The organism is Cognataquiflexum aquatile (assembly GCF_003316845.1).
Lineage (GTDB): Bacteria > Bacteroidota > Bacteroidia > Cytophagales > Cyclobacteriaceae > Cognataquiflexum > Cognataquiflexum aquatile.
The window spans coordinates 515,003-540,136 of record NZ_QMIK01000004.1; the positions used below are offsets into that span (position 1 = coordinate 515,003).

The window sequence follows — 25,134 nt, forward strand, 5'->3', positions numbered from 1 at the left end:
ATGAATAGTAAAAAACTCTTGATTACAGGCGGAACCGGATCTTTTGGTAATGCGGTATTAAATAGATTTAAGAATTCTGATGTATTTAGTGAAATCAGGATTTTTAGTAGAGATGAAAAAAAACAAGACGATCTTAGAAAAAAGATAAACGATCCAAAGGTCAAATTCTATATAGGAGACGCAAGGGATCTAGCAAGTGTTGAAAATGTTGTCAAAGGAGTGGATTACATTTTCCATGCAGCAGCTTTGAAGCAAGTCCCTTCCTGTGAGTTTTTTCCACTAGAAGCTGTAAAAACAAATATTCTTGGTACTGACATTGTGCTGTCTGCTGCAGAGAAATTTGAGGTGAATCGGGTTGTGGTACTAAGTACAGACAAAGCCGCTTATCCAATCAATGCCATGGGAATGTCCAAAGCTATGATGGAAAAGGTGATGGTAGCAAAATCAAGGAATCTTGATGATTCGAAGTCCATATTTTGTGGAACGAGATATGGAAATGTAATGGCTTCAAGGGGCTCAGTTATACCGTTATTTATAGAACAGATCAAGTCCGGAAAGCCATTGACTATCACAGATCCCAATATGACAAGGTTTATGATGACTTTGGAAGATGCAGTTGACTTGGTTTGGTTCGCATTTGAAAATAGCAAACAGGGAGACTTGTTTGTTCAAAAAGCCCCAGCTGCTACTATTGAAGTGTTGGCCAAGGCACTTTTGGAGTTGTACGGTGCTTCAAATGAAATTAATGTTATTGGAACCAGACATGGTGAAAAACTATATGAAACTTTAGTGAATCGGGAAGATATGGTCAAAGCCCAAGATATGGGAGACTATTTCAGAATTCCGGCGGATACGAGAGATCTCAATTACGCCCAGTTTTTTTCAGAAGGAGAACCTAGTGTTTCCAACTTTGAAGAATATCATTCACATAATACAGAAAGATTGGATATTGAGGGAATGAAAAAATTACTTTTCAAACTTCCAATCATCCGAAAAGAGATTTTGGGAGAAACCAACGTTGAACAATATCCTGATTGATAGAGGCATGACTTTGAAAATTGGAATAACCGGTCAAAATGGGTTTGTCGGAACTCACCTTTACAATACTCTTGGATTGTTCCCTGAGGAATTTGAAAGGATTGAATTTAATCGGGAATTTTTTTTGGATGAAGGTCTCCTTGATTCATTTGTACAAAAATGCGATGTCGTAGTTCATTTGGCGGCACTAAATAGGCACAATGATCCTGAGGTTATTTATTCAACCAATACCAATCTTGTTGAGAAACTCATAAGATCCTTCGAAAGAACAGAAACCAAGCCACATGTTTTGATTTCATCTTCAACACAAGAGGAGAAGGATAACTTATATGGAAAATCAAAAAAAGCCGGAAGGGAACTTTTGGTTAATTGGGCAAAGAAGAACAATGCCATTTTTACAGGATTGATAATTCCAAATGTTTTTGGGCCATTTGGAAGCCCATTTTACAATTCTGTGGTGGCGACTTTTGCCCATCAGGTAAGTAGAAACGAAACACCAAAAATCGAAATTGATGGAGATTTAAAATTGATTTATGTCGGAGAGTTGGTGGATGTTATTTTAGATGCAATTAGAAACCAAAAGGATGAACCTTCCTGCCATATTGGACATTCATCAGAAGCGAAAGTATCAGAAATACTAGAATTGTTCCAAAAATTTAAAACCCAATATCAAGAACACGGGGAAATTCCATGTTTGAGAAGCAGATTTGAATATAACCTCTTTAACACCTTTAGGTGTTACATGGATATAGAAAATTACTTTCCCCGCCAATTTACGCAACATAGGGATCCTAGAGGTGCATTTGTTGAAGTCATCCGATTAGGAATTGGGGGACAGGTTTCTTATTCTACGACAGTTCGGGGTGTGACTAGAGGCAATCATTTTCATACCAGAAAGATTGAGAGATTTGCTGTAATTAAAGGGAAGGCATTAATCCAAATGAGAAAAATTGGAACTGAGAAAATATTTGATTTCTATTTGGATGGTACAGAACCGTCATACGTGGACATGCCGATTTGGCACACACACAATATAAAAAATATAGGTGAGGAAGAATTGCTGACTATCTTTTGGATAAACGAGCACTATGACCCAAAGGATCCTGATACTTTTTTTGTAAATGTTTAAACTTGAATGATTTCAATATTTATCATGAATAATCAAAAATGAAAAAAATTAAAGTAATGACAGTGGTAGGTACGCGACCGGAAATTATCCGACTTTCAAGGGTCCTGACTGCTTTAGATGTGTCAGAAGCAATTGATCATGTTTTGGTACATACAGGTCAAAATTATGATTATGAATTGAACCAGATTTTCTTTGAGGATCTTCAGATAAGAAAGCCGGATTATTTTTTGGATGCTGCGGGTAAAACTCCTACAGAAACAGTTGGCCAAATTTTAATCAAAATTGATCCATTATTGGAATCTTTGAAGCCCGATGCATTTTTGGTGTTGGGAGATACCAACAGCTGCCTTTGTGCCATTCCTGCAAAAAAGAGACATATTCCCATCTTTCATATGGAAGCCGGAAATAGGTGCTTTGACCAAAGGGTGCCTGAAGAAACCAACCGAAAAATCGTTGATCATATTTCTGACATCAACCTTACTTACAGTGACATAGCAAGAGAATATCTGCTTAGGGAAGGACTTTCAGCTGACCGTATTATCAAGACAGGTTCACCGATGTATGAGGTTTTAAATTTTCATTTGCAGAGAATAAAAGATTCGGATGTTCTTGACCGACTTGAGCTTAAAAAAGGTGAATTTTTTGTGGTTTCCTCGCATAGGGAAGAAAATATAAACAGCGAAAAAAACTTCAAAGGATTGATAGAAAGCCTCAATCTTTTGGCTGATAAATACCAATTTCCAATAATTGTAAGTACCCACCCAAGAACCAGAAAAATGATTGAATCTAAAGGAATTCAAACTCATCCATTAATTCAATTATTGAAGCCACTAGGTTTTATTGATTATAATGCTTTGCAGATGAATTCATTTGCTGTTTTATCTGACAGTGGCACTATTTCGGAAGAATCTTCAATTCTTAACTTTAGAGCTTTAAATATTCGTGATGCTCATGAAAGGCCAGAAGCCATGGAAGAAGCATCCGTAATGATGGTTGGAATGAATACCGAAAGGATTATTCAAGGTATAGTTCAACTTGAACAACAAGAGATAGGGGATACCAGAAATTTTAGAAAGGTATCAGACTATAGTATGCCCAATGTTTCCGCTAAAATGGTACGAATTATCATTTCTTATGTGGACTATGTAAAACGAATAGTTTGGAGTGAATAATAAAAAACAAAAAGTTTGGATTTTTTCGGAGGTTTTCTACCCTGATCAAACATCAACTGGCTATATTCTTACCGAGCTAGCTAAAGGCTTAGCTGATGAGTTTGATGTTACCGTGATAACTGAATCGGGCAATTCTTATGGCGTTCTTTCCAAAGGCAAAGATGAACTAACTGGTTTAGAGGTAATCCGATTTAAAAATTATAGGCTTGATAAAAACAGTTTGTTTCAAAGATTGATTAAACTAACAGGTATATCAGTCAAATTTTTAAGTTTTTTTTTAAAAAATGTAAATAAGAATGACAAAGTTATTTGTGTAACTAATCCTGCCCTAGCATTATTGGGTTTTTCTTTTCTAAATAAATTCAAAAAATCTAAAATAATTCTGATTGTTCACGATGTATTTCCTGAAAATTTGGTTGCAGGTGGGCTTTTAAAAGATGGTTTTATTTATAGATTACTGAAGAAGTCATTTGATATGGCCTACTCTTCTTTTGATTTTATTACTGTTTTGGGGAGAGATATGTTATCAGTAGTAAGATCAAAAATTGATATATCGCGTAGAATAGAAATTGTCGAAAACTGGGGACAGGTAGAGGAATTAAGACAAATTGAAAGCAACAAATTTGATTCCTTTAAAGATGACCGTATCAGTTTTGTTTTTGCTGGGAATTTGGGAAGGCTGCAGAATTTAGAAGTTTTGGTAAATCAGTTTGGCCAATTAAAAGATAAAATCACATTGACTTTGATCGGTGAAGGTGCAGTAAAAAATGAATTACTAAAGATCATTGAAGAAAAAAAATATACCAATATCAAACTTTTTGATTCTCAGCCCCGAGAAGAGCAAATACATTTTATCAATTCATTTGATGTTTCAATTATTTCTTTGTCAGAAAAGATGTATGGGTTGGGAGTTCCCTCAAAAACTTACAATATTTTGGCTTGCGGGAAACCGATATTGTACATAGGACCAAAAGATAGCGAAATAGATATTTTAATAAGTACGCATAAAATTGGTTGGTCTCTAAATTCATTTGATCAACTTCCAAGTGTACTGTCAAGTATTTCCAAAGATTCAATTTCAAAAATTGATAGAATTAAAATCCGGAAACTTTCAGAAGACCAATATACATATGGCCATTTTATGGAAAAAATGAAAAACATTTTACAAAATGTTTAATGACGTTCTTGTTACAGGGGGAACGGGATTTCTCGGGAAGATATTGGTTTCAGGATTTGAAGGGCGCACTACTTCCTTAGGAAAATCTGCTGATAATTTGATAGTTTGTGATCTGTCCGTTGATATTCCTAAAATTCCACCTACCACAAAAATCATAATTCACAATGCAGGAAAAGCCCATGTTGTTCCTAGAAACTTAGAGCAAGAAAATGAATTCTTTAAAATTAATGTTGCAGGGACGAAACATCTCTTAGAGGGTATTGATAGGTCAGGTGCCATATTAAATCAATTGGTGTTTATCAGTACAGTTGCTGTATATGGTCAAGAAATTGGTAGCATGATAGACGAGCAATATCCATTGAAAGGAAATACCCCATACGCACTAAGTAAAATTCAAGCAGAGGAACTAGTAGTCAATTGGGGGACTAAAAATCAAATTCCTGTCCTGATATTTAGACTTCCTTTAATCGTTGGGGAGAACCCTCCCGGAAACTTGGGAAAAATGATTCTTGGAATAAAAAGGGGTAAATATTTTAGTATCAATAAAGGAAGGGCGAGAAGAAGTTTGGTGTTGGGCGAGGATATTGCCAATTGTATAAAGGAAAATATTGGTAAAAATGGGATTTATAACTTGACTGACGGAGTCCATCCTTCATTTAAAGAAATTGAAAAAGTAATTGTGAATCAACTTGGAGTTAGTTTGCCCATAAATTTACCTTCTTTTTTGGCTATAGCATTTTGCTTTATTGGTGATAAGCTTCCCAAATTCCCATTCAATTCTAGTTTATATTCGAAGATGGCTAATGATTTAACATTTAATGACGTTCGAGCCAGAAATGAATTAAATTGGAAACCAAGGAATACCTTAGATTATTTCAAAATAACTAAAAATGTTAATCAATAAGTGTCAAATAGGTTTAAGTTTAAATTTTAAAAGATAATTTGCTTTTGATTTTTTTTTCAAATTATTGTTTCAAATGCTAATTGAAAAGCAACTAAATTGAAATTAATTTAGGGAAAGTTATTTTATTTGATAAATAAAGTTCTAACTCAAATACTTTCTTTTATTTAAATAAATGAAAAAACAGTAAGATATATGAATATTTTAAAATTAATTGGAAGGGATTCCTTGCTTTTTGAAAATGACATTCAGCAACATGAAAAAGATTTGCTTGAAGTTGTTGGTAACAGTAGCTTTTTAGTGATAGGCGGAGCTGGTTCTATTGGTACAGCTGTTACAAAAGAAATATTTAAACGTAAACCCAGAAAATTACATATTGTAGATATTAGTGAAAATAATATGGTTGAAACTGTTCGGGATATTCGAAGTTCTTTTGGGTATATTGACGGGGATTTCAGGACTTTTGCTTTAGATTGTGGAAGCGTCGAGTTTGAAGCGATGTTTGACAAAGAAGGACCTTATGATTATATTTTAAATCTATCGGCATTAAAACATGTTCGAAGTGAGAAGGATGAGTTTACATTGATGAGATTAGTAAATGTAAATATTTTTAATACAGAAAGTACTTTACAAAAGGCGATTGACACAGGAGCAAAAAAATATTTTTGCGTTTCAACAGATAAGGCCGCAAATCCTGTAAACATGATGGGTGCTTCCAAACGGATTATGGAAATGTTTTTGATGCGCAAGAGCAAGCAAATTAAAATTTCTACCGCGCGTTTTGCAAATGTGGCATTTTCTGATGGAAGTTTGCTTCATGGATTTAATCAAAGAATTCAGAAAAGTCAACCTATTGCGGCGCCAAATGACATTAAAAGGTATTTCGTTACGCCTCAGGAATCCGGCGAATTATGTCTAATGTCTACCATTTTTGGTGAAAACCGGGACATTTTTTTTCCGAAATTAAGCGAAAAATTACACTTGATTACTTTTGCAGAGATTGCAATTAGGTATCTAGAACAGTTAGGATATGAAGCCTACCAATGCTCTTCTGAGGATGAGGCTAGAAATTCTGTTGAAGAACTAAAGTCAAAAGGAATGTATCCTTGTTATTTCTTTAAAAGCGATACTACCGGTGAAAAAGATTTTGAAGAGTTTTTTACTGAACACGAAACCTTGAACATGGAAAGATTCGAAAATTTGGGTATCATAAAAAACGATCCAATATATGATGATGTCTTGCTTGAAAAATTCAACTTAGAAATTGGTAAAATGAAAAATTCAAAAAAGTGGGAAAAATCACAAATAGTGGATTTGTTTAATGAATTAATTCCAAATTTTAACCATAAGGAAACAGGTAAGTTTTTAGACAACAAAATGTAATCTAATGCTGAAAAGAGCTTTTGACTTAATTTCTTCCGGAATTTTAACTTTAATTTTATCCCCATTACTGATTCCACTTGCAATAATTTTGAGACTAACAGGAGAAGGTAAAATATTTTATATCCAACAGCGGGTAGGTCATGGGGGGGGAAACTTCGGGCTACTAAAGTTTGCTACTATGTTGGAAAACAGCCCAAATATGTCTGGTGGAGATGTGACTATGGGCAATGATCCAAGAGTTTTACCCGTGGGTAGATTTCTTAGAAAAACTAAAATTAACGAATTACCGCAGTTGCTCAATATTGTTCTTGGCGATATCAGTGTTGTTGGTCCGAGACCCTTGACTCCCCGGACTTTTGGATTTTATCCAAAAGATATTCAGAAAGAAATTAAGGATTTAAAACCAGGACTTACAGGAATAGGAAGCATAGTTTTCCGTGATGAAGAAAGTATTTTGGCAAAATCACCAAAACCTCATTTACAGTGTTATGAGGAAGATATAGCTCCCTACAAAGGAAAATTGGAAGTATGGTACAAAAAAAATAAAAGCTTTGGTCTTGACCTAACTTTGATTTTTTTAACCATTTGGGTAATTCTTTTTCCAAAATCTACCATTTATGAGAAATGGTTTAAAGATTTGCCTGAAAATAATTTGAGATAACTTGTGAAGGTATCTTTACTCAAAGTCCTATTTAAATTGAAACTTAAACCTCTTGGCTTAAGTTTATTAATTAATATTCTCTTTTTGCAAGGAATTATAGGACAATCCCTGCCTGTAAATTTCCCTGTTCTTGAAGAGAATTTACGAAGAAATCAATTAGCTGATTTTTCAACTTCGAACGCTTCGTTTCAATTAAGGCCACTTCAATTTCAAGAGAATTATCCTTTTTCAGACACATCAAATATAAATAACCCTGAATTTACTTTTGTAATTTTACCGTTACTGAGTACCACTCAATTTAACTCCAATAGACCTTATGGATGGGGAGATTTTGGAATGATTCCGAATGTGGGTTTACAACAATATTTTACAGGAGGAATATATTCAAAATGGAAATTTATTAAACTTCAATTCCAACCCGAGATAGTTTTGGCTTCTAATAAAACTTGGTTTGGATATCCTTCTGATTTTTCTAGAACTGTAAACTTAGCAAGGTATTTATATTGGAACAATGGCGATTATCCGGAAAGATATGGTAGCGGAGGATATTCAAAATTCTGGTGGGGGCAATCAAAAATTTCTTTTGAGTTTGGTGCTTTTGAATTTGGAGCAGCAACCCAAAACATAGGTTGGGGTCCCGGTCAGTTTAATTCCCTTATTTTTTCTAATAACCCTCAAGGTTTTGCGCATCTGACCTTGAATACTATTAAACCCGCAAAAACATTTTTAGGAAATTTTGAAGGACAATTACTCAGTGGTAGAATTGATGATTCAGGATTTGAACCTTCGCAACATCCTGACCTAAACACAGCATATTTTGCCCCTTTTTCAGGAGATTGGAAATATGTCAATGCCTTGGCAATTACATACAATCCCAAATGGGTTCCTGGATTATTTTTTGGATTCAACCGTACATTTCAAGTGTATAGAGAAAAAATGGGGAATTCATTTTTGGACTTTTTTCCAGTATTTATGGGAGTTACTAAAGAACAATTTTTTGAAGACGGAAATTCAGTTGAATTTGATAGTGATGGAGCAAGTCAACAAATTAGTGTTTCATTTAGATTTATTATCCCGAAAAGCAAATTTGAATTTTATGCTGAGTTTGGAAGAAGAGACCATGCATTAAATTGGAGAGAATTTATACTCAACCCGGAACATGCAAGAGCTTATCTAATGGGGTTCAAGAAGCTAATTACTTTGAGCAAATCCAATAGATTTCTCCAAATCAGAGCAGAAATGACTCATCAACAAGAATCAATTAACAGATATATCAGATATTTGGGTGAATATGGAGGTCTTACTTGGCATACACATACTCCCTCAAGAGCTTTTGCAAACCATGGACAGGCTTTGGGAGTTGGAATTGGGGTTGGTTCAAACGTGCAAACATTCGAATTTGCAGTCGTAGAAAATTTAAACAAGTATGGCATTTTGTTTGAAAGGTTGGAGAACCATCAGGATTTTTATTATCGATCAGGATTCAATAATACAGACCGCAAACCTTGGATAGACTTGAGCATCGGATTCCTTTTTGACAAACAATGGAATAATCTGCTACTACGGTCAAAACTTCAGTTAATCAACGGAATTAACTATCAATGGCAGTTAAACCCAAATAGCACTCCCGATTTTCCAAAAGGGGAAAATTTATTTTCAGTTCATTCCCAAGTCAGTTTAATTTATTTGTTCAATAAATAAGCCAGGGTCCATTGATAAAAATCACTTTAGTTGCGGGCGCTAGGCCAAATTTCATGAAAATTGCACCGATAATCAGTGCAATAAAGAAAAGTCAAGCAAAAGGAATAGATATTCAATTTAGGCTTGTTCACACAGGTCAGCATTATGACAAGAAGATGTCCGGGGACTTTTTTGAACAATTGAATATTCCTGAACCCGATACCAATTTAGAAGCAGGGGGAGGCACACAAGCCGAGCAAACTGCGGCGATTATGGTTGCTTTTGAAAAAGAGTTAATGCAAAATAGGCCCACTTTTGTATTATTGGTTGGAGATGTAACCTCAACACTAGCCTGTTCTATTGTTGCAAAAAAACTCAATATTGATGTTATCCATGTAGAAGGAGGTATAAGGTCAGGAGATATGTCCATGCCTGAGGAAATAAACAGAATTGTCACTGATAGCATTACAGATCATTTTTTCACCACATCTGAAATCGCCAATATCAACCTTCGAAATGTTGGGGTTGAAGAGGAGAGGATTCATTTTGTTGGAAACACGATGATAGATACTCTGTATTTAAATAAAAAGAGGTTTTTTAAACCTCGAGGTTCCCAATTTGAGGATTTGAAAAAAGGAAATTTTATAATGTTGACATTGCATCGGCCTTCCAATGTAGATAATGAAACTCAATTAAAAGCAATTATTGAAACCATACTTGAAAATACGGCTGATTTTCCCATCATTTTTCCTGTTCATCCAAGGACTGCTCTAAACCTTAAAAAAATAGCAATAAATTATGAAAGGCTAAGGATGATAGAACCATTGACATACTTGGAGTTCAATTATCTTGTCGAACAATCTAAGGGTGTAATTACCGATTCAGGAGGTGTTACCGAAGAGGCATCAGTAATGAATATCCCTTGTCTGACTCTGAGAGAAACCACAGAAAGACCAGAAACAATAGAACTAGGCACAAATGAACTTGTAGGGACAAATCCTGAAAAATTTAAGCCATACTTGATTAATTTATTGTCCGGGAATTGGAAGCCTTATAAAGGTATTCCTATGTGGGATGGCAAATCAGCAGGAAGAATTGTTGATAAATTAATTCAATTATATAGCTAATTTCTTTATTCCCATTTAATCAACTTCTATCCCCAATTGGCTAAACATGCCAGTTGGGGATTTGCTTTTTAGAATAGTTTGACAAAAATTTTTAATTTTGGCTTATGAAAGGAATAATACTTGCCGGGGGATCTGGCACCCGACTTTATCCGATTACAAAAGGAACTTCAAAGCAACTGCTTGCGATTTATGACAAACCAATGATTTACTATCCCATGTCAGTTTTGATGTTGGCAGGAATCAGAGAAATTTTAATCATCAGCACGCCACATGATCTTCCAAATTTTATCAAGTTGTTCGGTGATGGTTCAGATTTGGGGCTTCAATTGACGTATGCTGAACAACCCTCACCTGATGGATTGGCACAGGCATTCATTATTGGAGAGGAATTTATTGGGACCGATTCGGTATGTCTTGTCCTTGGGGACAATATATTTTATGGACAAGGGTTTACTCAGTTACTCAAAAGCTCTGTTGAAACTGTTGAAAAAGATAAAAAAGCTACAGTTTTTGGATATTATGTCCAAGATCCCCAACGGTATGGCGTTGTTGAATTTACAAAAGAGGGAGATGCTGTAAGTATTGAGGAAAAGCCGGATTTTCCTAAAAGCAATTATGCCGTTGTTGGTTTATATTTTTATCCAAATTCGGTGGTAAACATTGCCAAGCATATCAAACCAAGCAATAGAGGAGAATTGGAGATCACCACAGTTAATCAAGAATACTTAGCGAATGGAGATCTTAAAGTTGAATTAATGGGCAGGGGTTTTGCTTGGTTGGACACTGGTACCCATGAATCCATGCTGGAAGCCTCCAATTTTATCCATACCATTGAAAAACGACAGGGATTAAAGGTTGCCTGCCTGGAAGAGATCGCGTTCGATATGGGATTTATTAATACTGAGAAATTGAGGGAATTGGCTCAAAATTTGAGGAAAAATGAATATGGTGAATACCTATTCAGGAAAATCAAAGGAAATTAATATCCCATGCAGATACATTTTGGTTTGATTTATATTAGTAAAAATTCCCAAAATTAAAATTTGAATTTTAGTTGATTGTTCTTAGATTTATAAAAATATATTTTTATGGTAATTTTTCTGGCAATTAGCACAGCGTTTCTAGTAGGGTTTTTACTCACGCCCATAGTGATTTTATTTTTGAAAAAAATGGAACTTATGGATAGTCCTGGCGGAAGAAAAATCCATAACGGGTTCATTCCATCCATGGGAGGTATTGCATTTGTTTTATCAACTTTTGTTGCGGTTTTGGCATGGCTGGATTCCCAATTAATCATGGAAATCAGGTTTTTACTTGCAGCATTTGGACTTATGTTTTTTGTTGGTCTTCGGGACGATATGGTTAACATGAGTGCATTTCAAAAGTTGGCAGGTCAATTTATCGCTGCGTATCTGGTAGTTGTAATGTCTGACATAAGATTGACTGGCCTTTATGGTTTCTTTGGAGTTTATGATATTCCCATTTGGGTAAGTTATGTAATTTCAATTTTTACTATTTTGGTACTTACAAACTCATTTAATCTTATTGATGGATTGGATGGATTGGCTGGTTCCATCAGTCTGGTTACTTTTTTATTCCTCGGGTGGTGGTTTATAGAGGCGGACCTCACGAGTTATTCAGTGTTTTCTTTTATTTTGGTCGGATCAATTCTTTCTTTCTTGGTTTATAACTGGCATCCGGCAAAAATTTTTATGGGTGATACAGGTTCATTGAGTCTTGGTTTTGCGTTGGCTGTTCTTACCATTCTTTTTATTGATAAAAATGGTACAATGGCAAATTATGAAGGATGGAAATTTAATGCGCCAATAGCTTCAGGAGTTGCGCTGTTGATTATTCCAATCTATGACACTTCAAGGATATTTATCAAAAGGATGTTAAAAGGAAAGTCACCTATGGCGCCCGATAAAAGTCACGTTCACCATTTTCTTTTGAGAATGGGACTCAGGCATGATCAGGTGACCTTAACTCTTGTATTTATTAAACTTGGATTTATTTCATTGATATTTTTGGGATCAAATTTCAATGACCATGTGATGCTTCCTCTTGTTATTAGTCTTGCCGTGGTTTTAGGATTGAGATTGGATTCTCTCACATTGAAGAGGGTGAAAAAAATATACAAAAAAGCTCCTCCAATTTTGTCAAAAAGGTCAAAAAGGAAAATCTACCAAAAGCCTACAATTCAAGGCGAGGTGTTGGACAAGGTAAACATTAGTGATAACTGATAAAAAGTAAATTTTAAAAAAGCTCTGAAATGCCAGTTTTCGGTGCTTTTTCTTTTTTTGGCCATTGACAGTAATTTTGATAGCATTTCAAGACAGCTTTATTTTGTCGTTTTGATTAATCAAACTTTAATATAGATTTGTTTTTTGTTTCATTCTGGTAAAAATGCTAAAACACATTCCACTCTCTGTACCTGTTTTTGATGGAAATGAAAATGATTTCGTCTTTCATGCGATAGAATCAAAACAAATTTCAACAGCTGGTAATTATATCAATGATTTTGAGGATCAAATAAAAAACAGACTCGGAAAATATAATGTCGCCCTAAAGAATTCAGGCACCTCTGCCATCCATTTGGCATTGAAGATGATTGGGGTCGGTAGTGGTGATGAGGTTTTATGCCAATCATTTACCTTCTGTGCCTCGGCTAATCCTGTTATCTATCTTGGTGCTAAGCCTGTTTTCATTGACAGCGAGCCAACTACATGGAATATTTGTCCTGAAATTTTAGAGGAGGCTATTCTTGACAGAATTAAAAAAGGGAAAAAGCCAAAGGCCATTATCGTGGTGGACTTGTTTGGTATGCCGGCCAGATATGAAGAGATTCTCGGTATATCCCAAAAATATGAAATTCCGGTAATTGAGGATGCTGCAGAGGCTTTAGGATCGTCAATAGAAGGAAAAGCGTGTGGAACATTTGGTGATTATGGTGTTTTTTCTTTCAATGGGAACAAAATCATAACCACTGGCTCTGGTGGAGCATTGATTTCTGCAAATTTTGAGGCCATTGAAAAGTCAAAGTATCTTGCTGTTCAAGCCCGCGAAGTGTATAAGTATTATGTGCACAAAGAAATCGGTTATAATTATCGGATGAATAATATGTCCGCGGGAATTGGACTTGCCCAATTTTTGAATTTGGACAAAAAAATTGCTTTGAGGAGACAAGTATTCGAAAATTATCAAAATTTATTAAAGGATTTTGATGGTTTTACCACAATTCTTGAACCGGACGGATATTTTTCTAATAGATGGCTATCTACGTTTTTAGTGAATCAATCCGTGACAGGGTTTTCAAATGAAGATGTCAGGCAAACTCTTTTGAAGGAAAATATAGAGACTAGATATCTTTGGAACCCCCTTCACCTTCAACCTGTATTCAAGGAATCAACATTTTATGGCGGGGGCTGTTCAGAAGATTTATTCCAAAAAGGAATATGTCTGCCAAGCAGTGAAAATCTTTCAATTGAAGATCAGGAAAGGATAATCGGCGTGATAAAAAGAATGTATTCTTGAAATTCAATAGTACTATGTATTCTTTGTACCTAAAAAGATTAATTGATTTCCTGGCAAGTTTTTTCTTATTGATCTTATTTTTTCCAATAATTATTTTTGTTTCAATTTTACTTGCAGTTATTAACTGGAATAACCCATTTTTCTTTCAAAATAGACCTGGTCTACATGGGAAAGTTTTTAGAGTGGTTAAATTTAAGACAATGAGTAATGCCTTGGATGCCTATGGGAATCTCTTACCTGATGAGCAGAGATTGAAAGGTTTTGGAAAGATTATTAGAAAAACATCTATAGATGAGATTCCTCAGTTGTGGAATGTCTTAAAAGGTGATATGAGTTTGGTTGGTCCAAGGCCACTGTTAGAAGAATATCTGCCTCTTTACAATTCCAACCAGGCACAGAGACATTTGGTTAGACCAGGTATCACAGGCCTGGCTCAGATAAATGGAAGAAATTCATTATCATGGGAAAATAAATTTGAATATGACGTTTATTATGTGAAAAACCTTTCCCTAAAAATGGATTTGAAAATATTATGGATCACATTTTTTAAAGTTTTCAGATCAGAAGGAGTGAATCAAAAAGGTCATGTGACTATGCCAAAATTTGAGGGGACCAAAATAGATGACTTAAAATAATTTTTTTCTTTTGCTTTTCTCTTACCATTAAATTGGTCTTTTTTTGTTTTTCGCAACTTTCCAAAACCTGCTTTTGAGTATTGGAATATGTCTTAATTTTTTAGAATAGAAGAAATTAAAAATAATTAATCAATGAACCATTTGTTTAATTTGATGTTCAATCACAGTTTTTGTTTCGGAAACAATTATTTTTTTTTAAAATAGAAAAAGTTAGAATCAATTACCTATAGCCAAAAATGAAGCCTACATCAGGAAAATTGTATGTTTTTTTTTGACTTAAAAATAGTACTATAAAAAGTTATTTTTTGTAAAAATCAATGATATATTTGAAACAAGCCCTATCAACTAAAATTTGTATAAATTGAATTTCCCACAATCTAATCGACTCTAAAAATGAACTTTTTGAAAGATTTAAGAATCCTTCCGAGATGGATTATCATTACCTTGGACTCTGTTGTTTTATTTCAATCAACGTTCTTCGCTTATTTGGTAAGGTTTAATTTTGATTTGGAATTAGTTAATAATAGCAATGCTGTTTTGGGAAGTTTGATTTTTTCCTGTTTGGTATTCATTGTGATGTTGGCAACGAAAAGTTATAAGGGAATAGTCAGGCACACGGGATTAAAGGACAGTGTCAATATATTCAAAACCATTGCCATTGGTTTTTCGATTATCTTGGTCGTCAATTTTGTTTTTGAACTTTTTATATCAAGTACTTATATAATCCCAAACTCCGTTTTAATTATTGCCTCTTTAACGTCCCTGTTTTTATTGATCTTATACAGGTTTTTGGTCAAAGAGTCATTTATTTATCTGAAAAGTGGATTTACACCCAATAATGTTAAAGTAGGGGTAATTTTTGGCGCAAGTGAAGCTGGAATCATAGCTCTTGATGTAATAAAAAGAGACAGTAAATCAAATCTCACGATTTCTGCATTTTTTGATGACGATCCCAAAAAAGAGGGGAAAATCATAGGTGGGAAGAAAATCTTCAAAGGTCTGGACCAACTTAAATATTTGGCTGAATCTCAGAAAGTATCTGAATTGATCATTGCAGTCAAGGATTTATCCGTCCAACGGAAAAAAGAAATCATTGATGAATGTTACAAATACAATATCCACGTTTCTATTGTACCTCCGATCAACCAATGGATAAATAGGGGGCTAAACACTGAAGCTATCCGAGATCTTAAAATTGAGGATTTGCTCGGTAGACAACAGATTTCATTGGAAAATCCAAAAATCAAAGAAGAGCTTGCCAATAAAGTAGTGTTGGTGACAGGGGCTGCCGGCTCCATTGGTAGCGAGCTTTGTCGACAAATAATGTTTTATAATCCGAGACTATTGATTCTCCTGGATTTCTCTGAATCAGCATTGTATGATTTGGATTTTGAGTTTAGAGAATCGGGCATGATTACTCCCCACATGGCTATACTGGCAGATATCCGTGATTATACTACCATGAAAAACGTTTTTAAAAAATATAATCCTGATGTAGTATTCCATGCAGCTGCCTATAAACATGTGCCTATGATAGAAAATTATCCTGAGCAGGCCATCAAGAGCAATATTCTAGGAACAAAAATTTTGGCAGACTTATCGGTTTTGCACAGTGTTGAAAAGTTTGTTTTGGTCAGTACTGACAAGGCTGTCAATCCAACGAATGTCATGGGGGCTACCAAAAGAGCCGCTGAAATGTATGTTCAGGCATTAAATACCTATTTGGAAACCCACCACAACAATTCCCATACAAAGTTTATCACTACGCGGTTTGGAAATGTGCTTGGTTCTAATGGTTCTGTTGTCCCTCTATTTAAAAAGCAGATCCAAAAAGGTGGACCGATTACAGTTACCCATCCTGACATTACAAGGTATTTTATGACCATTCCTGAGGCGTGTCAATTGGTCCTTGAGGCTGGTTTTATGGGGAACGGGGGTGAGATTTATGTGTTCGATATGGGCGAACCTATCAAAATTGTTGACTTGGCCATCAATATGATTAGGTTAAGTGGCAAAAAGGTCGGAGAGGATATAAAAATTGTTTATTCAGGTTTGAGGGAAGGAGAAAAGCTATTTGAAGAACTTCTCAATGACTCTGAAGTTGTCAAATTTACGCATCATCCAAAAATTAAAATAGCTCAAGTCTCTTCTGTCCATTTTTACAAAATCGAAGGTCAGATTGAAATTTTTGAAAGTCTGATTGGGAAGAATTCTGAAAATGACCTTGTATTCCATTTAAAATCAATGATTCCTGAGTATAAAAGCAACTCTTCAAGATTTGAAGTATTGGATAGGTTAAATTGAAATTTTTGAATTTTGATTATCGCCTTTTGCTTATTTTATTTTGAGTAATTGTCCTTTGAAGGTCGCATTTGAATTTCTCTGCATCGATTCCATATTTTTTTGCATGCTTTGTTTTTCGACCTGTCACTCTTTTTCTCCAAAGGTGAAAAGAGGATGTTTTTAGTTCTTTTCTCATCAGGATAATGACATCTTGCTCCTGAATCCCAAATTGCTTTTTAATAGCTTCAAAAGGAGTCCGATCTTCCCATGCCATTTCAATAATCCTGTCCGTGTCAATTGATTCCATCTTTGGCTTTTTATTCCAAACAATGTTGGATATCTAATGTTTGGAATAAAATGGAAAAAATCAATGTGGTTTGGTTTAAAAGGGATATTAGGACAATGGACCATTTTCCTTTGAAATCAGCCTTGGAAAGCGATCTGCCGGTATTGTTGGTTTATATTTTTGAACCTAAATTGGTGTTTGATTTGGAAATCACATCAAGATGAGGATGTGAGAAACCATTCTATCAAAGTTTTAAAAGTTCATACCCTGCCTTCGAGAGAAATGTGAAATGGGATTAAAAAAAAAGCCCACTTGGAAAAAAGTGGGCTTTTTGAGACAATATTTTTTGTTAGTCGGCCAAATACTTTTCAACAGGAACGTAATCCATGTTAAAAGCTTCAGCAACAGCTTTATAGACGATTTCTCCATTGATTACATTCAATCCAGGTACAAGATCAGGATTCTGTTGGGCAGCTTTCTTCCAACCTTTATCTGCTAATTGAATCGCATAGGGAAGTGTTGCATTGGTAAGTGCCAAAGTGGAAGTATAAGGAACAGCTCCCGGCATATTGGCAACGCAGTAGTGAACAACATCATCAATGATATAAGTTGGGTTTTCATGTGTGGTTGGTTTGCATGTTTCTATGCAGCCACCTTGGTCTACCGCCACATCCACCAGCACTGTTCCCGGTTTCATGATTTTGAGCATGTCCCTGGTGATGAGATGCGGAGCTTTAGCACCTGGAATCAATACTGCGCCCACGACCAAATCAGCATGCTTGATCATCTCCCGGATATTGTATTCATTTGACATCATCGTTTTGACATTTGCAGGCATGACATCTGCCAAGTAGCGCATTCTTGCGAGTGATACATCCATAATCGTAACGTCAGCACCCAGTCCCGCAGCCATCCAAGCTGCTTGTGTTCCGACAATTCCACCACCCAAAATCAATACTTTGGCAGGTAAAACTCCTGGAACACCACCTAGAAGAATTCCTCTGCCCTGAAGTGGTTTCTCAAGATAATTAGCGCCTTTTTGGATGGCCATTCTTCCCGCAACTTCTGACATGGGGATCAATAAAGGAAGGCTTCTGTCCTTCTTTTCTACTGTCTCATATGCCAGACAAGTTGCCTTGCTTTGTACCATTGCTTTGGTAAGCGGCTCATAGGACGCAAAATGAAAGTAAGTGAACAATAATTGATTTTCCTTAATAAGCTTATATTCGGGTTCAATCGGTTCCTTTACCTTGATAATCATATCTGCAATGGCATAAACCTCCTCTATAGTTGGTAGGATTGTTGCACCCGCCGATATATATTCATCATTACTAAAACCACTGCCAATTCCGGCTGAATGTTGGACAAAAACCTGATGGCCCCTTTTTACCAACTCTTTAGCACCTGCCGGAGTCAAAGCAACCCTGTTTTCATTATTCTTAATTTCTTTTGGAGTACCGATTATCATATTGTTAAAATTTGGGTTTTTTAATCACAAACCCAAAGATAATATCAGGCACCTATTAAAAACCATAATCCATTCAATTATTTTGATTGTCATAAGAAAATGGTTGATTTTTAAAATATTGTTTCAAAATTTATGTTTATTCTTAATATTATTTCAAAAAATATATTTTTGAAGCAAAAAATTTTGAGAGTTTTATATAAACTGATTTGGCTGATAATTTAATCTGTGGTTTTTATGTTTTATAATTTATTTTGGTTGCAAATTATAAAAAATAAGAATAATATATTGTATTTCGTGTTTTTAAGATCATTAATCAAAATTATTTATTGAAATTAATCGAAATTATTCTGTTTTTAAATTTGTAAAAATGTCAATTTTCTTTATTTTTGGAATACTTGCGTTTGAAGTGAAATAAACCCAATTGGCTTTTAGATTATAAAAAATGAATGAAGTGGTAACATTCTCCAAACAGAAAAGCACCAACGTGTTAAATAAAGAGTCTTTGCTCAAAGAATACAGAATTGCCCAGGAAAGCCGTCAAGCGTCTTTGATGGGAAGAAAAGAGGTATTTATGGGCAAAGCAAAATTTGGGATTTTTGGCGACGGCAAAGAGCTTGCTCAAATCGCTATGGCTAGGCATTTTCAAAATGGAGATTTTCGTGCGGGATACTACAGGGACCAAACTTTCATGTTTGCGATCGGTGAGTTGACAGTCCGGGAATATTTTGCCCAACTTTATGCGCACACTGATGTCAGCCTTGAACCTGCATCTGCAGGAAGGTTGATGAATGGCCACTTCGCAACCAGGTCCCTGAATACCGACGGTTCCTGGAAAGATCTGATTTCAATGAAGAATTCCTCGGCTGATATTTCACCTACAGCCGGTCAAATGCCCAAATTACTTGGATTGGCCTATGCATCTAAGTTGTTTAGGGAAAGTGAGGTACTCAAGGATTTAAGCCAGTTTAGTAATCATGGAAATGAAGTGGCTTGGGGAACAATCGGCAATGCATCTACTTCAGAAGGGATGTTTTTCGAAACCATCAATGCTGCAGGGGTTTTGCAGGTTCCAATGGTAGTATCCATATGGGATGATGGTTATGGAATTTCAGTCCCTAATGAATTTCACACCACAAAAGGGAGCATTTCAGAAATCCTGAGAGGATTTCAGCGAAATGATGACCAAAAAGGCTTTGAAATATTTGTAGTAAAAGGTTGGGACTATGAAGGTTTGGATAGGGCTTTTGAAAATGCTTCCCGAATTGCGAGAGAAGAGCATGTGCCTGTAATTATACATGTGATAGAGGTAACCCAACCACAAGGACACTCTACTTCAGGTTCACACGAAAGATACAAAACAAAAGAAAGGCTGGATTGGGAAAAAGAAAATGATTGTATCCTCAAGTTCAGAGAATACCTAATCCAAACCGGAGAGATATCCGGTGAAGAACTTGATTTGATTGACCAAGAATCCAAAGCCTTTGTAAAAAGCCAGAAGGAGATTGCTTGGAAGGCTTTTTCAGGAGAAATAAAGACTGAACTGCAAGAAGCCGTTTCATTATTGCAGGGTTTGTCAAAAACCACTCAGGAAGCAGTTTTGCTTGAACAGCTAAGCGATGAGCTTTCAAAAGCCTTGAACCCTATCCGAAAAGATGTCATCAGCACTGTCAGAAGAGCGCTATGGGCTACAAAAAGTGAAAATTCCCCTTCAAGAGAGGCCTTGTTACTGTGGTATTCCCACCAGCAAAAACTGAATGAGGACAGGTATAATTCTCATCTATACAGCCATTCCCCATGGAGGGCAGAAAATATTGCGCCTGTTGCAGCGGAATATCCGGCAGATGTTTCGGTAGTAGACGGCAGAGAAATATTGCAGGCATGTTTTGACCATCACCTAAAAAATGAACCCAGATTTTTTGCTTTTGGAGAAGATGTAGGAAAAATAGGCGATGTTAACCAAGCCTTTGCCGGACTTCAATCCAAATATGGCGAGCTGAGAGTTACAGATACCGGTATCAGAGAATGCACAATTATTGGCCAAGGGGTAGGCGCCGCGCTGAGAGGGCTTAGACCAATGGCAGAAATCCAATATTTGGATTACATCTATTATGCGTTGATGACGTTGGCAGACGACCTCGCCTGCCTTCAATACAGAACAAAAGGTGGACAAAAAGCACCTTTAATCGTAAGGACAAGAGGTCATAGGTTAGAGGGGGTTTGGCATGCCGGTTCTCCAATTGGAATGATTTTACATTCTTTAAGAGGAATGTTGGTTTGTGTACCCCGAGATATGACCCAGGCTGCCGGTATGTACAATTCGCTGATGGCAGCAGATGAACCTGCGTTGGTTATTGAATGCCTCAATGGATACAGGTTAAAGGAAAAAATGCCTTCCAACATCGGTGAGTTTAAAGTTGCATTGGGGCAACCTGAAGTGATAAAAGAAGGAAAGGACCTGACTGTAGTCACCTATGGATCTATGTGCAAAATTGTAATGGAGGCATCCGAAGATTTACATCAAATGGGTATTGATATTGAGGTGATTGACGTTCAAACTTTGTTGCCTTTTGATATCAATCACAGGATTGTCGAATCCCTCAAAAAGACAAATAAAATTCTGTTCACAGATGAAGATGTCCCGGGAGGTGCTACAGCATACATGATGCAACAAGTAATAGAGGAACAAAAAGGATATTATTACCTGGATGTAGAACCTGCAACATTGGCTGGGAAAGCCCATAGGCCGGCTTATTCATCGGATGGAGATTATTTTTCAAAACCATCTGTAGATGATGTGGTCGAAAAAGTATATGCTTTGATGCATGATTCAGATTCCCAAAGATTCCCGAAAATATTTTAACTTTGATTCAAATAAAAAAGGTCTCCAAATTGAAATGGAGACCTTTTTGTTTATTCTCTGGGATAAAATTCTTTTCAGTTTCTCTTAATTTGGTTTAAAGTCACTTCGGGACTAGATACCAAATTGCTTCTGTTCAAAGCCCTGTCTTGAATTTCAACATCAATCCTCAAGGTATCATTTCTGAAAATGGAATTCCAGCCAAATGAAAGCATCGAATATTGGATATTACCCTCAACGGGAAGGGCCTCTGTTCCATTGATAATCCTAGGAAACCTACCATTGAAAGTGGTGAAAAAAGGAGAATCTTCCCATTTAAACTCCGTGTATACGCCATTTCTTTTAATGAAAAAGCGGACAAAGATATTGTTGTGATCCTCATTTTGCTCAACCCAAACAGTATCCCTGACTACAGTATTATTAACAATTGGGTTGATTACCCAATCTATAGGGTTATATGATGGGGCCTCAGGAGGCCTTTTACTATAAACAATTAGGTTTCCGAATTGGTCTCTGATAAAAGTGACAGGATTAAAGGGGGGATCAACGTCACTTGGGTTTAAACCTAGATCTCCTTCAGCATCCTTGAAATTGATGGAAAGTATAAGTGAGTCAGCACCATCCGTAGTCGAAAAATTCAAATCCTTGAATGAAATTTCAGGTGTTGAAGGGAAATTGTCCGGCGGTGAAATACAGGCCCCTGAAACGAAAATGATGGATAATAAAATCAGATAGTTTTTTACATTGCTCATGCTGATGTAAATTTACAAGAAATTCTACGAGGTCAAAATATCTTAAGTTTTGAATGACTAATATTGAAACGATCAAGTATTTTAAAAGTTTTGGCGAAAGAATTTTGGATTCCAATTCAATTGACTTTGAGCAATCAGCCTTAGAGCTATACAGTTTCCAGATTGAAAACAATTACATATACCGTCAATATGTGCAAGCAAGGGGTTTAATTAATTCAAAAGTTAAATTCATTGAGGACATTCCCTTTTTGCCAATAGGTTTTTTTAAAAACCACCAGGTTATTTCAGGACGCAAAGATAATTTTCCCGGATTTTTCTCAAGCAGTGGTACCACGGGAAGTATTACAAGCAAGCATTATTTTTGGTCAGAGGAGTTTTACAGGAAACATTCACTACAGCTTTTTGAAACGGAATATGGCAGCATCAAGGATTTCCATGTGCTTGCTTTATTGCCCGCTTACCTTGAAAGGAAAGGCAGTTCGTTGGTGAATATGGCAGAATGGTTTATTTCCCAATCAGAATCCAAGCATTCAGGTTTTTACCTGTATAATCATGAAGAACTTATTTCAAAGCTTTCACAACTTGCTTTGTCTAATGAAAAGGTATTGTTATTGGGAGTCACATTTGCATTGCTTGACCTAATTGAAAGCGGTGTTTTTTTTCCAAAAAATGAAAACCTTATTGTAATGGAGACGGGAGGGATGAAGGGAAGGAGGAAAGAAATGATCCGGCAGGAATTGCATCAGATCTTAAAGGAAGGGTTTCGTGTATCAAGAATCCATTCAGAATATGGAATGACAGAACTCATGTCGCAGGCATATTCCAAAGAAGAGGGAATATACAATTTACCTCCCTGTATGCGCGTTTACCTCAGAGATACCAATGACCCATTGTCTTGGTCAGATAGATCCCAAGGCGGAATCAATGTTATTGACCTGGCAAATTTTCATTCATGTGCCTTTATTGAAACACAGGATTTGGGACGAAAAATAGGGGAAAATAAGATTGAGGTTTTGGGTAGATTTGACAACAGCGAAGTCCGTGGGTGTAATTTATTGGTCAATTAATTTTGTATTGATTTTATTATTAAACATCTTTGATTTTAAAACTCTAACATTTATGAGAAAAGCAGCAATTATTGTAATGGCAGTTGGTATTTTGGCTTTAGGTGCATGTGCATCAAGCAAACCATGTCCTGCTTACGCCAAAGCTTTGGATAGCAAAGAAATTAAAGGATAAAAAGTATGCTGACCTTTAATAGTCAGCATATTTCTTGATGTCACTCAGACTGATTGTTTTTTCACCCAAGATTATCAATCTTTCAACTACATTTCTTAGCTCGCGGATGTTGCCTGTCCAAGGGAACTCCTGAAGTTTGGTAAGCGCCTCTTTTGAAATCTCTTTTTTGGCGGTCCCATATTCAGTAGCAACATCTTCCAGGAATTTTTCTACCAAAAGTGGAATATCTTCTTTGCGGTCTTTTAATGCAGGTACCTGAATCAGGATCACACTTAACCTGTGGTAAAGGTCTTCTCTGAAATTGCCTTCTTCAATGGCTTTTTTGAGATCTTTATTCGTAGCAGCAAGTACCCTGACATCCACTTTAATGTCCTTGTCCCCACCTACACGGGTGATTTTATGGTCTTGTAGTGCCCTCAATACTTTTGACTGGGCTGAAAGACTCATGTCTCCTATTTCATCAAGAAAAAGCGTTCCGGTATCGGCTTGCTCAAATTTCCCAATCCTTTGTTTTACTGCCGAAGTAAAGGAGCCTTTTTCATGACCAAAAAGTTCACTTTCTATCAGTTCTGAAGGAATTGCGGCACAGTTTACTGCGACAAAAGGTGCATTCGCCCGGTTGCTTTTTTGATGGAGCCAATGGGCCACCAATTCTTTACCTGTTCCATTTGGTCCGGTAATCAAAACTCTCGCATCGGTAGGGGCCACTTTTTCAATGGTATCTTTTACATGCATGATTGCAGGTGAATGGCCTACCATATCAAGTTTCTGGGAAAGCTTTTTCTTCAGGACTTTGGTTTCAGAAACCAAATTCTTTTTATCCAAAGCATTCCGTACTGTCAGTAAAAGTCTGTTTAGATCAGGGGGTTTTGGGATAAAATCAAATGCTCCTTTTTTTGTAGCCTCTACCGCCGTTTCAATTGAACCGTGGGCAGAAATCATGATAAATTGGGGAGATTTGTCCAACTCTCCTGCCTTTTCCAACACCTCAATACCATCCATTTTGGGCATTTTAATATCACAAAGTACAAGATCAAAATCTTCGTCCCTCATCATTTTCAGGCCTTGTTCCCCATCCTGAGCTTCTGAAATTTCATATTTTTCATATTCAAGTATTTCTCTCAATGTGGATCGGATGATTTTTTCATCATCAATGATTAGGATTTTGGACATAATTGACTTTTTGATTTAAATTACAATAAAAAAGTGCAAGCCTGTAAGCCGGGTTCTGTTCAACATCCTTGATGGATGAATCTCTTGCCATCTATCTAGACCTGACTTCACAATCAGGTTCAATCGATCTACCCATCCCGCATAAAGACGAGCAGCCTTTTATGAAACCAGGTTTCATCGCGGGACCTATTTGATCTTTCAACCCATAAGGTTTGCCTTGCCTCTCTCATCACTGAGAAAGCGGTGGGCTCTTACTCCACCTTTTCACCCTTACCTCCATCTGGATGAAGGCGGTATTTTTTCTGTGGCACTGTCTGTTGCCAAGCTGTCTCCGGCCTGACCCCTTCCTGTTAGGAAGTATGGCGCTCTGCGTTGCCCGGACTTTCCTCTTTTCCAAAGTTTTACCTTAAGAACAGCGACAAGTCGGCTTGCACAGTGCAAATTAAGTTAATTTCTCCAATCTTATCCTACGGATTCAAGCTGCTATTTGGTTTGAAAAATTCAATATTGAATAGCAGTGAAATCTTTTTACCAATTGATTTAAACCATTATTGAAATTGAATCATAAAAAGTTAATATGGAAATGTGCTTTTCTCTTATTTGGATTTAGTTGGATTCCACATTTAACCTCAAAGGAAA

At 36.2% G+C, this 25,134-nt stretch carries 21 protein-coding genes and 1 other RNA gene; 17 read left to right on the forward strand and 5 right to left on the reverse strand.

Annotation, left to right across the window (positions count from 1 at the left end; all coding sequences use genetic code 11):
• From DQW11_RS13765 to DQW11_RS13830, 14 genes are all read left to right on the forward strand, one after another.
• Positions 1-1,038, forward strand: coding sequence for a polysaccharide biosynthesis protein (locus tag DQW11_RS13765; RefSeq protein ID WP_113924644.1), 1,038 nt, complete (start codon positions 1-3; stop codon positions 1,036-1,038).
• Between the two features lie 7 nt (positions 1,039-1,045).
• Positions 1,046-2,167, forward strand: coding sequence for a polysaccharide biosynthesis C-terminal domain-containing protein (locus DQW11_RS13770; RefSeq protein WP_113924927.1), 1,122 nt, complete (start codon positions 1,046-1,048; stop codon positions 2,165-2,167).
• 38 nt (positions 2,168-2,205) lie between these two features.
• Positions 2,206-3,339 (forward strand): non-hydrolyzing UDP-N-acetylglucosamine 2-epimerase, encoded by a 1,134-nt coding sequence (gene wecB / locus DQW11_RS13775; RefSeq protein WP_113924645.1) that lies wholly within the window; start codon positions 2,206-2,208, stop codon positions 3,337-3,339.
• A complete protein-coding gene (locus DQW11_RS13780) occupies positions 3,332-4,516 on the forward strand; it encodes a glycosyltransferase family 4 protein (protein ID WP_113924646.1) in 1,185 nt (394 codons plus the stop codon). The genes wecB (DQW11_RS13775) and DQW11_RS13780 overlap by 8 nt, the downstream gene beginning before the upstream one ends.
• A complete protein-coding gene (locus DQW11_RS13785; protein WP_113924647.1) occupies positions 4,509-5,420 on the forward strand; it encodes an NAD-dependent epimerase/dehydratase family protein in 912 nt (303 codons plus the stop codon). Before DQW11_RS13780 ends, DQW11_RS13785 begins: the two co-directional genes overlap by 8 nt.
• A gap of 192 nt (positions 5,421-5,612) precedes the next feature.
• Positions 5,613-6,800, forward strand: coding sequence for a UDP-N-acetylglucosamine 4,6-dehydratase (locus DQW11_RS13790; RefSeq protein WP_113924648.1), 1,188 nt, complete (start codon positions 5,613-5,615; stop codon positions 6,798-6,800).
• Between the two features lie 4 nt (positions 6,801-6,804).
• Positions 6,805-7,461: a sugar transferase gene (locus tag DQW11_RS13795; RefSeq protein WP_198669901.1), complete on the forward strand. Its 657-nt coding sequence runs from the start codon at positions 6,805-6,807 to the stop codon at positions 7,459-7,461.
• 36 nt (positions 7,462-7,497) lie between these two features.
• A complete protein-coding gene (locus DQW11_RS13800; RefSeq protein WP_113924929.1) occupies positions 7,498-9,162 on the forward strand; it encodes a capsule assembly Wzi family protein in 1,665 nt (554 codons plus the stop codon).
• Positions 9,163-9,173: 11 nt separating this feature from the next.
• Positions 9,174-10,268, forward strand: a complete 1,095-nt coding sequence (gene wecB / locus DQW11_RS13805; protein ID WP_113924649.1) for a non-hydrolyzing UDP-N-acetylglucosamine 2-epimerase — start codon at positions 9,174-9,176, stop codon at positions 10,266-10,268.
• A 104-nt stretch (positions 10,269-10,372) separates the two neighbouring features.
• Positions 10,373-11,251 carry a glucose-1-phosphate thymidylyltransferase RfbA gene (rfbA, locus tag DQW11_RS13810; RefSeq protein WP_113924650.1) on the forward strand — a complete coding sequence of 293 codons (879 nt, stop codon included), beginning with the start codon at positions 10,373-10,375 and terminating at the stop codon, positions 11,249-11,251.
• A 195-nt stretch (positions 11,252-11,446) separates the two neighbouring features.
• Positions 11,447-12,511: an MraY family glycosyltransferase gene (locus DQW11_RS13815; protein WP_317047889.1), complete on the forward strand. Its 1,065-nt coding sequence runs from the start codon at positions 11,447-11,449 to the stop codon at positions 12,509-12,511.
• Positions 12,512-12,674: 163 nt separating this feature from the next.
• Positions 12,675-13,802 carry a DegT/DnrJ/EryC1/StrS family aminotransferase gene (locus DQW11_RS13820; RefSeq protein ID WP_113924652.1) on the forward strand — a complete coding sequence of 376 codons (1,128 nt, stop codon included), beginning with the start codon at positions 12,675-12,677 and terminating at the stop codon, positions 13,800-13,802.
• Positions 13,799-14,437 carry a sugar transferase gene (locus DQW11_RS13825; protein ID WP_317047890.1) on the forward strand — a complete coding sequence of 213 codons (639 nt, stop codon included), beginning with the start codon at positions 13,799-13,801 and terminating at the stop codon, positions 14,435-14,437. The genes DQW11_RS13820 and DQW11_RS13825 overlap by 4 nt, the downstream gene beginning before the upstream one ends.
• A 393-nt stretch (positions 14,438-14,830) precedes the next feature.
• Positions 14,831-16,741: a polysaccharide biosynthesis protein gene (locus DQW11_RS13830; RefSeq protein ID WP_113924654.1), complete on the forward strand. Its 1,911-nt coding sequence runs from the start codon at positions 14,831-14,833 to the stop codon at positions 16,739-16,741.
• A 16-nt stretch (positions 16,742-16,757) separates the two neighbouring features.
• Here DQW11_RS13830 and DQW11_RS13835 read toward each other — a convergent pair whose 3' ends face one another.
• Positions 16,758-17,027, reverse strand: a complete 270-nt coding sequence (locus tag DQW11_RS13835; protein ID WP_113924655.1) for a TIGR03643 family protein — start codon at positions 17,025-17,027, stop codon at positions 16,758-16,760.
• A 50-nt stretch (positions 17,028-17,077) separates the two neighbouring features.
• Here DQW11_RS13835 and DQW11_RS13840 point away from each other — a divergent pair, with 50 nt between their 5' ends.
• The gene (locus tag DQW11_RS13840) at positions 17,078-17,230 is read left to right on the forward strand and encodes a deoxyribodipyrimidine photo-lyase (RefSeq protein WP_113924930.1); all 153 of its coding nucleotides are present in this window, start codon (positions 17,078-17,080) and stop codon (positions 17,228-17,230) included.
• Between the two features lie 125 nt (positions 17,231-17,355).
• Here DQW11_RS13840 and ald read toward each other — a convergent pair whose 3' ends face one another.
• On the reverse strand, positions 17,356-18,474 hold the full coding sequence (gene ald / locus DQW11_RS13845) for an alanine dehydrogenase (RefSeq protein ID WP_113924656.1): 1,119 nt from the start codon (positions 18,472-18,474) through the stop codon (positions 17,356-17,358).
• Positions 18,475-18,916: 442 nt separating this feature from the next.
• Here ald and DQW11_RS13850 point away from each other — a divergent pair, with 442 nt between their 5' ends.
• Positions 18,917-21,334: an alpha-ketoacid dehydrogenase subunit alpha/beta gene (locus DQW11_RS13850; protein WP_113924657.1), complete on the forward strand. Its 2,418-nt coding sequence runs from the start codon at positions 18,917-18,919 to the stop codon at positions 21,332-21,334.
• A 74-nt stretch (positions 21,335-21,408) separates the two neighbouring features.
• Here the strand turns inward: DQW11_RS13850 and DQW11_RS13855 are convergent, their stop codons facing one another.
• A complete protein-coding gene (locus DQW11_RS13855) occupies positions 21,409-22,083 on the reverse strand; it encodes a hypothetical protein (RefSeq protein ID WP_113924658.1) in 675 nt (224 codons plus the stop codon).
• A gap of 53 nt (positions 22,084-22,136) precedes the next feature.
• On the opposite strand from DQW11_RS13855, the gene DQW11_RS13860 reads away from it, so the two are divergent.
• Complete coding sequence (locus DQW11_RS13860; RefSeq protein ID WP_394337148.1) at positions 22,137-23,150, forward strand: acyl transferase; 1,014 nt, start codon at positions 22,137-22,139, stop codon at positions 23,148-23,150.
• Positions 23,151-23,337: 187 nt separating this feature from the next.
• On the opposite strand, the gene DQW11_RS13865 is transcribed toward DQW11_RS13860, so the two are convergent.
• Positions 23,338-24,495 carry a sigma-54-dependent transcriptional regulator gene (locus tag DQW11_RS13865; RefSeq protein WP_113924659.1) on the reverse strand — a complete coding sequence of 386 codons (1,158 nt, stop codon included), beginning with the start codon at positions 24,493-24,495 and terminating at the stop codon, positions 23,338-23,340.
• Between the two features lie 28 nt (positions 24,496-24,523).
• Positions 24,524-24,930, reverse strand: an RNA gene (rnpB, locus tag DQW11_RS13870) — RNase P RNA component class A.
• Positions 24,931-25,134: the final 204 nt, after the last annotated feature.